Annotated in this window: 10 protein-coding genes and 1 pseudogene; 5 read left to right on the top strand and 6 right to left on the bottom strand. The window is 39.4% G+C overall.

The annotated features are described in order from the left end of the window. Window positions 1-17: 17 nt before the first annotated feature. From uvrD to JI723_RS18605, 4 genes are all read left to right on the top strand, one after another. On the top strand, window positions 18-2,180 hold the full coding sequence (gene uvrD / locus JI723_RS18620; protein ID WP_140182105.1) for a DNA helicase II: 2,163 nt from the start codon (window positions 18-20) through the stop codon (window positions 2,178-2,180). A 438-nt stretch (window positions 2,181-2,618) separates the two neighbouring features. Next, window positions 2,619-3,545, top strand: coding sequence for a hypothetical protein (locus JI723_RS18615; RefSeq protein ID WP_337979637.1), 927 nt, complete (start codon window positions 2,619-2,621; stop codon window positions 3,543-3,545). 186 nt (window positions 3,546-3,731) lie between these two features. Then, a complete protein-coding gene (locus tag JI723_RS18610) occupies window positions 3,732-4,319 on the top strand; it encodes a 2OG-Fe(II) oxygenase (protein ID WP_319069004.1) in 588 nt (195 codons plus the stop codon). A 226-nt stretch (window positions 4,320-4,545) separates the two neighbouring features. Next, the gene (locus JI723_RS18605; protein ID WP_319069007.1) at window positions 4,546-5,442 is read left to right on the top strand and encodes a hypothetical protein; all 897 of its coding nucleotides are present in this window, start codon (window positions 4,546-4,548) and stop codon (window positions 5,440-5,442) included. Between the two features lie 210 nt (window positions 5,443-5,652). Here JI723_RS18605 and prfH read toward each other — a convergent pair whose 3' ends face one another. The 6 genes from prfH to JI723_RS18575 all read right to left on the bottom strand — a co-directional run bounded on the left by prfH (window position 5,653) and on the right by JI723_RS18575 (window position 13,598). Then, a complete protein-coding gene (gene prfH, locus JI723_RS18600; RefSeq protein ID WP_319069009.1) occupies window positions 5,653-6,264 on the bottom strand; it encodes a peptide chain release factor H in 612 nt (203 codons plus the stop codon). After that, window positions 6,264-7,400 carry an RNA ligase RtcB family protein gene (locus tag JI723_RS18595; RefSeq protein WP_337979636.1) on the bottom strand — a complete coding sequence of 379 codons (1,137 nt, stop codon included), beginning with the start codon at window positions 7,398-7,400 and terminating at the stop codon, window positions 6,264-6,266. The genes prfH and JI723_RS18595 overlap by 1 nt, the downstream gene beginning before the upstream one ends. Window positions 7,401-7,689: 289 nt before the next feature. Beyond that, window positions 7,690-9,411, bottom strand: a complete 1,722-nt coding sequence (locus JI723_RS18590) for an amidohydrolase (protein ID WP_070927825.1) — start codon at window positions 9,409-9,411, stop codon at window positions 7,690-7,692. Between the two features lie 137 nt (window positions 9,412-9,548). Further along, window positions 9,549-10,901, bottom strand: coding sequence for an APC family permease (locus JI723_RS18585; RefSeq protein WP_140182095.1), 1,353 nt, complete (start codon window positions 10,899-10,901; stop codon window positions 9,549-9,551). Window positions 10,902-11,927: 1,026 nt separating this feature from the next. Then, window positions 11,928-12,824: an EamA family transporter RarD gene (gene rarD / locus JI723_RS18580; protein ID WP_140187570.1), complete on the bottom strand. Its 897-nt coding sequence runs from the start codon at window positions 12,822-12,824 to the stop codon at window positions 11,928-11,930. 303 nt (window positions 12,825-13,127) lie between these two features. After that, window positions 13,128-13,598 (bottom strand): thioesterase family protein, encoded by a 471-nt coding sequence (locus JI723_RS18575; protein WP_070927821.1) that lies wholly within the window; start codon window positions 13,596-13,598, stop codon window positions 13,128-13,130. 352 nt (window positions 13,599-13,950) lie between these two features. On the opposite strand from JI723_RS18575, the pseudogene pldA reads away from it, so the two are divergent. Then, window positions 13,951-14,736: pseudogene (gene pldA, locus JI723_RS18570) on the top strand (phospholipase A); the annotation flags it as partial. Window positions 14,737-14,751 lie beyond the last annotated feature (15 nt).

The following is a 14,751-nucleotide window of genomic DNA, read 5'->3' as shown; positions in this document are numbered from 1 at the left end:
TTGCTTTGATGGTAATTATGGACGTCTCTAATCTGCTCGAAGGTCTTAATGATAAACAGCGTGAAGCGGTTGCAGCTCCACGTACTAATCTCTTGGTTCTTGCAGGTGCAGGGAGCGGAAAAACACGTGTGCTAGTTCACCGAATTGCTTGGTTGATGGCCGTTGAACATGCATCGCCGTTCTCTATCATGGCGGTTACCTTTACCAACAAAGCTGCAGCAGAAATGCGCCATCGTATCAATCAATTGATTGGTTCAAGCGAAGGTGGCATGTGGATTGGCACTTTCCACGGGCTGGCGCATCGTTTATTACGTCAACATTATTTAGATGCGGGGCTACCACAGGATTTTCAAATTTTAGATAGCGATGACCAATACCGCTTAATTCGTCGTTTGCTTAAAGCGATGAATCTCGATGAAAAGCAATGGCCTCCACGTCAAGGCATGTGGTACATCAACGGTAAAAAAGATGAGGGGTTACGTCCTCAACATATTGAAAGCTATGGTAATCCAGTTGAAAGCACATGGCTGAAGGTCTATCAAGCCTATCAAGAAGCGTGTGATCGTGCTGGGCTGGTGGATTTTGCTGAATTACTCTTACGAGCTCATGAATTGTGGTTAAATAAACCGCATGTCTTACAACATTATCGCGAACGTTTTACCAATATCTTAGTGGATGAGTTTCAGGATACCAACAGTATTCAGTATGCGTGGATCCGCGTTTTGGCTGGTGAAACAGGCAAAGTGATGATCGTTGGTGATGATGATCAGTCAATTTATGGTTGGCGTGGCGCACAAGTTGAAAATATTCAGCGCTTTTTAAACGATTTCCCTGGAGCAGAAACCATTCGCCTTGAGCAAAATTATCGCTCAACCAATAATATCTTGAAGGCGGCTAACGCCTTGATTGCTAATAACAGCGATCGGTTAGGTAAAAATTTATGGACAGAAGGCGGCGATGGCGAGCCAATTTCTCTCTACTGTGCCTTCAATGAATTAGATGAAGCACGCTACGTAGTGAGCCGTATTAAACAGTGGCAAGAAAATGGTGGTGCATTGCAAGATTGTGCCATGTTATATCGTAGTAACGCACAGTCACGGGTATTGGAAGAAGCGCTTATTCAGAGTGCGATGCCATACCGTATTTATGGCGGGCAACGCTTCTTCGAACGCCAAGAGATCAAAGATGCTTTATCGTATTTAAGACTCATTGCTAACCGTAATGATGATGCTTCTTTTGAGCGCGTCGTCAACACACCAACGCGTGGTATCGGCGATCGCACCTTAGATACCGTGCGCCAAACCGCCCGAGATCAGCAACTGACCCTATGGGAAAGTTGTGAATACTTATTGCGTGAGCAAGTTCTGGGCGGACGTGCAGCAGCAGCGATTGAGCGCTTTTTAGAGCTAGTTGATGCTTTAGCCAAAGAAACGCAAGAAATGCCATTGCATGTACAAGCGGATAGGGTAATTAATGACTCTGGTTTGCGCGCAATGTATGAACAAGAAAAAGGTGAGAAAGCACAGGCACGTATCGAAAACTTGGAAGAGCTTGTCAACGCAACGCGTGACTTTAGCTATCAAGACGAAGATCAAGATTTAATGCCATTACAGGCATTTCTTTCTCATGCGGCCTTGGAATCAGGTGATGGTCAGGCTGATGTGCATCAAGATGCCGTTCAGCTAATGACACTGCACTCAGCAAAAGGTCTGGAATTCCCAATCGTATTTATTGTTGGCATGGAAGAAGGCATGTTCCCAAGCCAAATGTCGATGGATGAAAGTGGTCGTTTAGAAGAAGAGCGCCGCTTAGCTTATGTGGGGATTACGCGGGCGATGCAGAAACTCACGATCACATACGCTGAAAGCCGCCGTTTATATGGCAAAGAAGTTTACCACCGGCCATCTCGTTTTATTGCTGAGCTACCCACAGAGTGTGTGGAAGAAGTCCGTTTACGTGCAACCGTTTCACGTCCTGTTAATCATCAGCGCCTTGGTACACCAATCACTCAGAATGACTCAGGTTATGCATTAGGTCAACGTGTCGTTCATCCTAAATTTGGTGAAGGTACAATTATAAACTTGGAAGGAAGTGGCGAACATTGTCGTTTGCAGATAGCCTTCCAAGGGCAAGGTATTAAGTGGCTGGTGGCATCTTATGCACGGCTAGAGAATGTCTAACTCATGATTTAGTGGTATTTCATTCAATTATTTTACTGAGTGAAATACCATTAATTAAGGATATAAAATCATTTTTTTTAAATATTTTTGTTGTTATTCAATAATGATTAAAACTAATCATGTTATAAAATAATTATTAATGATAATTAATTTATAAATTTGTTTTTTAATTGAATTTTTTATTCAGAATGATATGTAATAAAAATTTGTATCTAACAAAAAGTTAGATTAGCATTCATTACTGCATTATTTATATAACATAGATATACTCGTCATACTTCAAGATACAGGGGGGGTGATTGCGCTCAGCTAGCCGAGTTACATAGTTCATCTATGCTTCCCGTCTATCTTCGCTTGTCGTCTACCTGCATCTCGAATTATTTAGAGTATATACCTATTATAGTTTATATTAATTAAGTTTAAAAAGGAGTTAATAAAGTGAATACATGGAATGTAAAAAATAGATTAAGTGATACAATTGATTTTAATAGAAATTTAAGCATTACAAATCTTAAAACTGATACAGATGAATTAGCAAAAGAACAATATAATCAAATGGAAGGGTTATGTTCAGAGATATCCGTTACAGTCAGAAAGGCTGAAAGAGATGTTCGTATTTTAAATCGTCGAATGGCAAAAGTAGATAAATCCTCGCCAAAATATAAAAGCTATGAATCTCGTCTTAATAAAGTTAAATCACTCTTAACTGAGTTGAAAACTACGGCTGAGGAAATGAACGCTGCCACTTTTAACCAAATGGTTACAGTTCATTATTTCAGAAACACGATGGATAAAGCAGAAAAAAATATGCATAACATCATTACCGACTACTCTAAAGGGAATTTTAGTTTAGATGAAATGCAGGTGAAATTAAATAATCTGAAAAATAATACTATGAATCATATGGAAAAGTTACTGCCATACAAAAAAGTTAATGAACTAATTGGCGGGAAGGTTGCTTCTGGACTTGAGTTGTTTAATGAACATAGTAAAAAAATAAGTTTAATTTATAAAGATTCTATGGCATCACTTTGTAAGCGTATTGATACGATTACAGAAATTGTAAAATTTTATGAGGAGCAATCTGACATAGTAGTACCAGAAGCTCAGCTCACTGGAACAGAAGTTTTTTTAGAGCAGATGGATGTAGAAGGAAATGTACCATTGGAATTAGAGCTTACGCAGGTGGAAGGAAATCATTCACGCTTATCTACTGAACTTGCATCAGCTGATGTTTTAAATCAACAAATGTCTGAGTTTGAAAGTGGTCATAATGGCACAAGTGTATTTACTGGCAAGCAAGTGGATCAATCTATAACTCGACAGCAATATAGCTGTGTTGGGATTTGTAGGGTAATGCATTAATTATTCAATAAGATAGAGCCATTTAAAATTAAGATGCTCATTCATTTCATGAGCATCTTTTATCGTAACTTTTATAGTTGGTTACTTTGATTTAAGAGTCTAATCATCAAGATTTAAGTTTTTAATTTTGATTTTTCCATACAGTGAAGTATAAAATCACACCGAAAAACCTTTCTCGTATTTATCATGTCATTAAATAACTTAATTGATTCTCTCGCCACCAATGGTTGGTATGTATGGGATGACTTTGTGACTCCTGAACAACGTCAGGCAATCAAGGATTGCATCCCAGATATTGCTTTGAAAGATGCGCGTATTGGCAATAAAGCATCATTACAAGGCAATAAAACCATTCGCGGTGATCAAACGGTATGGCTAGAACCTGAAATGGGTGTGCCTATTACACAATATATGGATAAAATGGATGCTATCCGTGAAGAGTTAAATCGTCAGTGTTATATGGGGCTGCGTGATTTTGAAACCCATTTTTGTCGTTACCCTAACGGTGCATTTTACAAAAAACATATTGATAACTTCCAAGGACAAGGCATTCGTAAAGTCACCACTGTGATTTATTTAAATGAAGAATGGCAATCAGGTGATGGTGGGGAGTTGGTCGTGTATGATTTACAAGATCAAGAACTATTTCGATTAGAGCCATTGGCTGGACGGATGATTGTGTTTATGTCCGAAAACTTTCCTCATGAAGTTTTGCCTACCCAAAAAAAGCGTGAAAGTATTGCTGGTTGGTTTTTAACTGAAAAAATACTTTGACCCTTATTCCATTAAGCCGCCCCGAATAGGGGTGGGCTGTTTTAATATTCATATTATAAATATTATTAGGAATAGTAGATAAAATCTTAGTTTGTTATTTTCTTTACTCTATATTAGCTTGAATTAGAGGCTAATGACTTTGTTGTTCTTGATAACTTTTAGCTTAATAATAGTGTTTTTATATATTATGAATTAATTTTTTATAAACAATAAGGATGTTAATGCTATGAACAATAATAAAGAAACGAAATCAATATTAGATTATGAAATAAATCAGTTTTTCGATAAAAAGATTAATGGCATCCCCGCAGAGAAAATAATGGAACAAGTCTGGCACGGGGTCGATATTCTCGATGAGTATATCATAAATATAAGTGGTATTCATCAGGAGTGGCTTGAGTTAGCCAACCAACTATTAAGTAAAACTAATAATAACCTATATATTGAAAATTATTTGTCTACACTTAATGATATGTTTAATGATGCAGCTCAGAGTTATAATGAAATATATGATTCTATGAGTTCTGTTATGTTTTCGTATAATGACATATTAAGGTCAATAATCTCTGATTCTGAAGATATTAGATGCGATATATCTATATTAGAAAAACGATTGTTAGCAGAAACACCAAAATTTTATGAGCCTATAGAAAATCATAGTGATATGGGGCCATTGTTCCATCAATTAACCAAAAAAACTAACGAATTACTTTCAGCTTTTCGTGATGCTAAAGATATCGCACATAAGGTAGTTCCTAAAATTCTCTCTTTATATAAATACCATGTAAAACCAAAATTACTTAATGATGCTAATTCTTTAATTAATGATCTGGTCACTGGTGATGTTATTTCCATTGCAACGATGCTGACACATAGAGTAGAAAATACGTTAGAAGATATGCGATATTGGTCTGAGTCAGCGCCTATTTTAAAAACTAATCAACAATCAGTTGGCACAGAAATAATTTCTAGCATAGAAAACCGCATGATTGATGCAGTATCATGTTTTGGAGCAGGTGTGGATAGTAGTGGAATTAACATGGATAACCTAATTATAAATGACAAAGGGCTTAATCTGTTATCAATGACAGCCCCACGCCGTGAAATAGTATCGATTGTATAATGGGGTAATTGAGATTGATGAGTATATACTCGTCATACTGCAAAACACAGGGGTGCCCGCATTACGCTCACCGAGTCAGCGAGTTTATTAATGCTTCCTGTCTATCTTGGCTTGTTGTTGACTTGTATCTCGAATTATCCAAAGTATATATAACCACCTGCTAATGCAGGTGGTTATGGTTTAATGATGACGATGACAATATATTAAAATTTAAGTCAATATAGGCTTAAACTCTTTTCCACTAAATATCTTTTTTGCATTACCTCGTTCAATTTGATAATGCGAAACATGTCTCTGCTTATCGAGTGCCGAAACTTGTTGTGTTTGGTATTCATGCAATCGCCAAAAAATAAGTTGTTTCGCTAATTTTTTATTCGCATGTTGACTGCGTTCTGACTGTACTTTCACGCTGATATTCGTCGCGATATGTTTTGCTCTCACGGCTGAGCAAGTTTTATTGACATGCTGCCCTCCTGGTCCTTGAGATTTGATAAACTCAAATACAATTTCACTGTCTTCAATAGCTTGCAAAGGTGAAAAACGTATTACACTGAGAAACCAATTTTTTCTCTTATGTTTAGGCCGTATAGGGCTTTGACATTGCCACTGAATAGTACCAGACCACATATTCGCTAACGTTTCAGTATCGCTACCTTCTAGTGAAACTAAAGCAGACTTTAAACCTTGCTGCGATGGTAAAGACTCTAATATATCAACAATAACATCATATTGTTTTGCTTCATTTAAAAAGTAAGCTAATGCTTTTTCAACAGCGATACAGCATTCTTCAGGGCCTTGAGCAGAGGAGAATTGTAATAACATTATGCACACTCTCCACTGGTTTTATAGGTTATCACTGGCCGTAAGCGTGCAATAACATCAATCAGTCCAGCTGCAACCATACTTTCAATCACAGTATCAATAGATTTATATGATTGTGGGGCTTCTTCGTAGATCAATTGCTTGTTAGCACAAATGACTCGGCTACCTAATGATGTGCGTGATAATTGTAATGGCGTATATTTATGCGATAAGCGGCCTTTACATTCGGTACGCATCCATTTGCGGCCAGCGCCATGCGCTAATGAATTCAGGCTGATATCATCGTTGTTTGGCATCACCAGATAACTATAATCACCGCGTGAACCGGGGATCACCACCATACCTCGATCAGAAGGAGTCGCGCCTTTACGATGTAACCAGCCTTCAATGCCGCGAAAAGTGTAGGGTTCAACAAGATTATGGTTGATATCCAGACGCATTTCACCGGTGGCTTTAACTTGCTGAAGCATACGTAAGCCTATTAATTGGCGGTTAGTTTCTGCAAATTGCAATGCATCTTGATGTGCAAGTAGATAAGCGCTAGCTTCATCCGTATTTTCAAGCAGACCACTATGGTTGTGCTGCTCAACGTGTTGGCGTAAAACCGATTGACCTAACCCACGAGAGCCACTGTGAACCAGTAGTAGCGCTTGTTTCTTATTAAAACCATGTTGCTTGAAACGTTCGTTATCAATAATTTTATCAATGTGCTGGAATTCGGCAAAGTGGTTGCCGCCCCCAATGGAACCTAATGATGCGATAAAATCATGTGACTTCATTTGCTCTGGCGCATTCGCCTCCAGCCACTCCATTGAGGCAATGTCTGATAGGGTTGATAATTGCTTTTCAAATTTATCTAAATTTAACTTAGCAATTTTGATATCTGTTTGAAATAAACTCATCCCACAGCCAATGTCATTACCTACCAATGCAGGGTAAAAACGCTGTGTTGAGAAAAATGCGGCACCAATAGGATAGCCACGACCTGGATGTAAATCAGGCATGCCAACGACAGCAACCATGTCAGGCAGATTAGCCGTAATTTGTAATTGTTGGATCGCTTTACTTTCAATCCATGTATTTTCTGTTGCGATATAACTGACGTTATCGCCGACAGAATGAAGGGTATTGCCCATAAGCTATTAACTCATTTCTAAGAAAAAATAAGGTGATTTAGCGGGCAGTAACGAGAGAGATAGAAAAAACTATTTCTGAGTAGACCCGCAAAGAGTTTGATGAATTGTTGTCATGATGTACCTCCTTGCTGTGGGTTAAATAAGTGGTATTAGGGAATAAAAATCGAGCGGATGATAACGAGGTGAATTGGCTATTGCAAGGAAATTTTTAATTAATCCGCTTCTTTAGGATTGATAGAAAAAATAAGGCACAAGTTTGTGCCTTATGGATAAATCTAAAAATTAGCCTTTATGAAGCAATATGCACCGTTTTACCACCAATAATGGTACGTAATACTTTTACATTTTCGATATCGTCCGCAGGGATCTCAAACACATTACGATCAAGCACGATCATATCAGCAAATTTACCTGCTTCGAGTGATCCAATGACGTCTTCACGATGTTGGGCAAATGCAGAATCAATAGTCGCTGAGCGTAAGACTTCGATCACGGTCAGATCACGGTCATTATCCAAGCGCGGCGCTGGTTGACCATTAATATCACGGCCACGACGCGTCGCAGCGACTTTTAAGTCGTACCATTCGTCAAAATCATCAATAGGCCAATCGCTACCAAATGCGACAACAGCACCAGCATCAATAAATTTAGCGATCGGCTCTAGTTGTTCAAAGCGTTCTTCACCTAACATATTGCACTCAAAAGCCGCTAGCTCAGGTGTTGGAGCTGCCCATTGAAACGATAAGCAGGCAATTGTTTTTAAGCGAGCAAAACGCTCATAGTCCTTTGGATGTACTAATTCGTTATGCGCTAAACCTGGACGGATATCTTTTTCTGGATGCGCCGCCCGCATTTTTTCAATCGCATCAAGAACAATGGATACAGCACCTTCACCAACGGTATGTAAATGTGGGTCATAGCCAGCCGCTGCAATTTTTTCCATTAATTCATCAAGGATCTCTGCGGTGAAGTAGAGATCACCGTAGTTATCTGTTTCAACCCAGTTTGGCGCACTGTCAGTGCCTTGATTGATTCGATAGGGTTGTAACAATGAAGCCGTCATGGTTGGGTACTGTAAAACACCATCAACAAACATTTTTATGTTACGCAGGCCGATGCCTGGCTTGGGTGTCCAATCTGCTTGGTGCCATTTTTTTGCAAAAGCAACCGCTTTATCAACAGCAGCAGCGACAGCAGCCACATTTGGTGTATCGTCAGGGGTGATTTCACGCGCGGCTTGGAAACGCAGTGTGAGTTCGTCACGACGTTGTAATTCCGCGAAAGCTTCAAGCTGCTGCTCTGAGACTCGTGCATCCATAACTGTGGTAACGCCCTGTTGGTTAAGCACTTTTTGCACCAGCTCTGCGACTTCAACGGCTTGGTCATCACGGATTGAAGGAATGCTGTCAGCTGCACGCATTGCGGGAGCATCTTCTAAAATACCATTCAGTTCACCATTATCGTATTTACCAATTTTGCCATCAGGTGGCTCAGGTGTCTCTTTGGTGATCCCAAACAGCTCTAACGCACGGCTGTTAGCAAGAAGTGTATGACAGTCATTGGAAAACAGTACCACAGGGCGGTTAGTTTTCAATTTATCCATGTCTTCGCGGTACATATCAATACCAGCAGGTAACATGCCTTGACGCAGCCATGCAGTAACTTTTAGCCAGTCATTTTCTCCTGTACGGGGATCTTTATCTAAATGGTCTTGGACGCGCTGTAAGATTTGATCAATAGTGAGGGACTCATAGTTGAGGTGGCAACCAAATAACTGAATGCCTCCCCAAAATGGGTGCATATGGCCATCAATGATGCCAGGCATCATCATTTTGCCTTCTAAATCGATACTTTCGGTTTCTGGCCCAACATACTGGTGCAACGCTTCTGAAGTACCACTCGCGATAATATAGCCATCTTGTACGGCAATGGCATCTACAACGCTATCTTGTTGATCGGCGGTGTAAATATAACCGTTGAAGTAAATGACATCAGCAACTTTATTATTCATTTCTATCACAGTCTTTATCAAGGGGCTCAACCTGTATGGAGCCAAAATAGCAAAGGGGATACTCGTCATACTTCAAGTTGCAGCGTTGTTGGCTAAGCCCTGCTGCAACTCGAATTATTTAGAGTAACGCCATGAGTTTAATTAATGATCATATTCGTCTCATCATCCGAAATTGCTGGAGGGCGACGTTTGAAACCATGAGTCAATAAGGTTAAATAAATAGCACCGGCTGCCAACCAACATAGGCCGACGGTAAAGGCTTCTTTATCTAAACTTGTCCATAGCCATAAAGTCAGTATGACACCAATTGACGGCATAATCAGGCAAGTAATTAATTTTTTCCCATCTAAGGCTTCTTTGCGGTCAATGTAGAAATGCTTAATGACTGACAAATTCACAAAGGTAAAGGCGATTAATGCGCCGAAGCTAATCATGGATGCCACCATGCTCAATGACAAAACCAAAGACAGCAGTGAAGCGATTGCGACAAAAATAATGGAATACACAGGCGTATTCAGCCTTGGATGTAAGTAAGCAAAAATCGAGCGCGGTAGCACACCATCACGTCCCATCGCATAGAAAATACGCACGATACTGGCTTGTGAGGTCATTGCAGAAGCAAATACACCAATCACATAAGCGGTAATAAAACTCGATGCCATCATTGCACCGCCCACCTGTTTCATGACAGCAAGGCTCGCTACATCGGTATTTGGGATGAAATCTTGCCACATTGGATAGCTTAAATGTGCGCTATAAGAGATAACCACAAATAGTGTACCAGCAATAAATACGGTATAGATAATGGCTTTTGGTAGCGCACTACGTGCATCTTTGGTTTCTTCTGCCATGGTTGAAATGGCATCAAAGCCTAAAAACGCTAGGCAGAGTACCGCGGCACCTGCAAATAACCCAGACATTTGGTCTGAAGCTAACGTTATAGGCGCTAATAACGCATCAGTATCGAGTACGAAGTTAGTCTTAAAACTCAGGTATAAAAATACGGCAATAAAGATGAGTTGCATGGCGATGATCAGCATATTCATCGAAGAAACCAATTTGATCCCTAAGATATTCATCAGGCTGACAACGACAATAGTACTACAGATAATCACTGGCATCGGGATATTGGGGAAAGCTTCGTGAACGAAGATCCCGATCGCGATATAGTTGATAATCGGTAGAAATAAGTAGTCAAGCAATTGTGCCCAACCGACTAAGAAACCCAGTGTGCCGCCAAACGTTTTTTGTACGTATGAATAGGCGGAGCCTGCAAGTGGCAGTGCACTTGTCATACGGCAATAACTCATGGCAGTAAATAGAACAGCGGCTAATGTAACAAGGTAAGCAATAGGTAAATGACCTTCACTTAACACTGTAACTTGCCCATAGGTGGTGAAAATTCCGAGAGGCACCATATAGGCCAACCCGAAAAAAACTAACGCAGGTGTGGTCAGTACACGTTTCATTTGAACGGTATTCTGTTGCATGTTTAAGCCCTTCCCAAAAGCCTTTAACAACCATCAACTCTTATACTCGTCATACTTCCAGTTGCAGGACTTTCGTTGAAATATAAGTGACTACGCTCAGCTCGTCGAGTCACATAGTTTATCTATGCTTCCCGCCTATCTTCACTTGTCGCCTACCTGCATCTTGAATGCTTTAGAGTATATCCAAGAGTGAACCTTGCATGTAGCTGACCCGTTATATACTCGTCATACTTCAAGTGGCAGGGGGGATATCGCTCACTTGCGCCAGTCACATAGTTTTCTATGCTTCTCGCGACTCATTCGCTTGTCGCCTACCTGAACCTCAAATTATTTAGAGTATATTTTGAATCACAGTATTATTATTTTACTGTATCCAAAATAACGAAGGGCCTATAACATCGGTCATAGTGCTACATTATTGTATTAAATTAAATTTTAGAACCGACCTGTATCCAATTTCAGAAAACCTCGCACCAGGACACTAATTAATATATGTCATCGTGCGCACTTTAATGAAACGTCAGTGATGAATCGGACCATCACCATCCGCTGGGGTGAATACAAGCGGCGTACAATATAGTGATGATGCGCTTATTACGCAATCATTTATTTTGAAAAATAAAAATATTATGCTAATTCAACGGGTTGATTTTATTTCTGATATTAATCAGAAGCGGATTTTAGATAAAACTCATCATAACCAATTTTTTGATTAAATCAATACTTATAGATCATCATTAACAAGTTGATAAATAAAGAATTATTGTTTTTTTGTTCGGAGGGAACTAAAATAGAGGTTAATTACAGAAGATTATTTCTCTCAGGGAAATGATAATGATTTATTTTAATCAGAAATAAGTTATTTAAAATGAATTTAGTTTAAAGTTGTTATTTTAATTAACATTAATAGTTTATGAATTCAGAAAATAGATAAAATAAACTAATAACTTCTGTTCCATAAAATGAAACATGGCACTTATCGTTATTAAAACAATAAGTGCCATGTTGGTTAATCAACGAGATTTATTAGGCAGTTCTTCTTAGCTTTTGTTGAGTGTAAAGTGCATCTAAGGTAAACAAAATTAATGCAACCCAAATAAAGCCAAATGTTACCAATAGCTCGGATGTCATTTGTTCGCCATAGATAAATACGGCAAGCAAGAACATAATGGTTGGCCCGAGGTATTGGAAGAAACCTAGTGTTGATAATCGCAAGTGGTTCGCCGCTTCTGTGAATAACAAAAGAGGGACAGTTGTGATAATCCCTGCGAGGATCAGTAAAAGATTTAAATGCCAATCATTCATCATCATATTGCTTGTCGGACTATCAGCAAAGAATAGTAAGAAAATGATCCCTACAGGAAGTAACCATAATGTTTCGAAGGTCATCCCAATTTGTGCGTCAACACCTAATTTTTTACGTAACAGGCCATAGGTGGCAAAAGTGACGGCTAAACTTAATCCGATCACGGGCACAGAGCCGAATTGCCATAACTGGATCAAAACACCAGTCAGTGCTAATCCTACAGCAATCCACTGCATGCGACGGAATCGCTCTTGCAAAAATAGCATGCCAAACAGCACGTTAACCAATGGGTTAATAAAATAACCTAAACTGGCCTGTAACATGTGCCCATTGTTAACGGCCCAAATATAAATTAGCCAGTTGGAAGCAATGGTGACCGCTGTTGCACCCAGTATGAGTATTTTTTTGGGGTGCTTTAACACTTGGCGCATGTAGCTCCAGTGTTTTGTGGCAGTTAATAAAACCAACATAAAGAAAAATGACCAAATAATACGGTGAGTCAGGATTTCTTCTGCCGGCACTTGTTGGATCGTTTTAAAATAAATGGGGGCAACTCCCCAAATCAAATAGGCTCCCAAGGCACATAGTACGCCTTTGGTGGTATTTTGCTGGCTCATTATTGACTCTGAATTTGAATTTAAAGAAATAGCTAAAAATAATTTGGTTCTTATACCCTAAATAATTCGAGGTGCAGCAAGGCGACAAGTGAATGAGCCGCTAGGAGCATTCGGAAGTATGTGACTAATGCAGGTGAGCGTAGTTACTATACCTTCACGAAAAGCGCTGCAACTTGAAATATGACGAGTATAAATCGAGCATGAATATAAATAGGCTCGATTTATGACTCGATAATGTGACATTGTGAGGTTTTTTTTACAAGTTATTAGTTTACCGAGCAACTAAATTTTTACTTTTTATTTTCATCCAATCAGATAAGTCGCTGTCGCAGTAGCAATATGTTGGTTACGTTCATTGTGCAATTCACAGCGAGTGACGGCAATTTTATTACCATCTCGCAATAAACTGGCACTTGCCGTAAAGGTTTCACCGCGACCGGGGCGCAAATAATCGACTCGTAGATCAATCGTGCCCATTTTAGACATTTTATCTGCAATGTCTTGATGCACTAGAGGGGTGATGCGTTGAAGGATCCGATTAATACAAACCATTCCACCAGCAACATCGAGAATAGACGCAATCACGCCACCATGTAGGATATTTTGGGTAAAATTACCAATCAGCTCCGGTCGATTATTAATGGTTAATTGAACAAAATCATCGGTCATATGAGCCAATTTGATCCCCAAAAGGTGATTAAAAGGCATTTTATAGATAAACGCATCACTCATGAGCTTGGTTGCTTCTTCTAATGTGTAAGTACGGTCATTCATCTTTAATCCTATTCATCCTTTAAAAATGTAAATAACAAGTTAACACTATGTATAAAATATGTCTCTAGTAAAGCAATGAATAATCTTTCAGCAACCCTAAGATTTTGCGTGTAGAATGAGACAAACTTTACCTTTAAGTCTATATCCGTCATCCTTCAATTTGTAGAGGTGTTGACTACGCTTAGTTAGCCGCCTACCTGCAACTCGAATGATCTAGGGTATACTTCAGAATAGGAATGATAGGATGCGCGTTCTTTACAAATTACTTGGAGCTGTACTCTGTTGTTGGTCTGTTTCATTGATGGCGGCCGAAAATACGGATATGGCATCACCCACAGAAGCCAACCATAACTCTCCTGTCAGAGGAAGTATCATTTCAGGGTTACTACAAAATTACGATAACCCTTTTGTCCTCTACCCTTATGAATCAAACTACATTATTTACACTTATACCTCCTCAATGAATAAAGATGCGATCAAAAGTTATGATTGGGGTAAAGATGCATTACGTGATGAAGTAAAATTTCAATTGAGCTTAGCCTTTCCTTTATGGCGGGGGATTGCTGGGGATAACTCAGTGCTAGCTGCATCCTATACTCAACGTTCTTGGTGGCAATTAAGTAATAAAAAAGAATCTTCGCCATTTCGTGAAACTAACTATGAGCCGCAAATCTTCATTGGTTGGGCGACGGATTATCAGCTAGGTGGCTGGACACTACGTGAGTTTGAAACAGGTTTTAACCATGAATCAAATGGACGTTCAGATCCCACATCGCGTAGCTGGAACCGTATTTATGCACGAGCAATGGCACAAAATGGTAATTGGCAGGTTGACTTAAAACCGTGGTATCGCCTTCCTGAAAGTGACAGCAGTGATGACAATAAACACATTACTAAATATATGGGCTATTACCGCTTAAAAGTGGGTTATGCACTCGGTGATAGTGTGATTAGTGCAACTGGTCGTTATAACTGGAATAGTGGTTATGGTGCCGCAGAGCTTGGCTGGAGCTATCCAATTACTAAGCATGTGAGGTTTTATACCCAATTATTTAGTGGCTATGGCGAATCCATGATTGATTACGATTACAGACAAACACGCTTTGGTATTGGTGTAATGTTGAATGATATGCTTTAGTCGTTAGCGGTTATT

The organism is Providencia manganoxydans (assembly GCF_016618195.1).
GTDB classification, from domain to species: Bacteria; Pseudomonadota; Gammaproteobacteria; order Enterobacterales; family Enterobacteriaceae; genus Providencia; species Providencia manganoxydans.
This window is presented reverse-complemented; position numbering and strand designations above follow the sequence as displayed.

What these genes read in the sequence shown, in the direction of transcription:
- uvrD (WP_140182105.1), top strand. Translation starts at nt 18, where the DNA reads ATGGACGTCTCTAATCTGCTCGAAGGTCTTAATGATAAACAGCGTGAA.
- JI723_RS18610 (WP_319069004.1), top strand. Translation starts at nt 3,732, where the DNA reads ATGTCATTAAATAACTTAATTGATTCTCTCGCCACCAATGGTTGGTAT.
- JI723_RS18605 (WP_319069007.1), top strand. Translation starts at nt 4,546, where the DNA reads ATGAACAATAATAAAGAAACGAAATCAATATTAGATTATGAAATAAAT.
- prfH (WP_319069009.1), bottom strand. Translation starts at nt 6,264, where the DNA reads ATGTTATTACAATTCTCCTCTGCTCAAGGCCCTGAAGAATGCTGTATC.
- JI723_RS18595 (WP_337979636.1), bottom strand. Translation starts at nt 7,400, where the DNA reads ATGGGCAATACCCTTCATTCTGTCGGCGATAACGTCAGTTATATCGCA.
- JI723_RS18590 (WP_070927825.1), bottom strand. Translation starts at nt 9,411, where the DNA reads ATGAATAATAAAGTTGCTGATGTCATTTACTTCAACGGTTATATTTAC.
- JI723_RS18585 (WP_140182095.1), bottom strand. Translation starts at nt 10,901, where the DNA reads ATGCAACAGAATACCGTTCAAATGAAACGTGTACTGACCACACCTGCG.
- rarD (WP_140187570.1), bottom strand. Translation starts at nt 12,824, where the DNA reads ATGAGCCAGCAAAATACCACCAAAGGCGTACTATGTGCCTTGGGAGCC.
- JI723_RS18575 (WP_070927821.1), bottom strand. Translation starts at nt 13,598, where the DNA reads ATGAATGACCGTACTTACACATTAGAAGAAGCAACCAAGCTCATGAGT.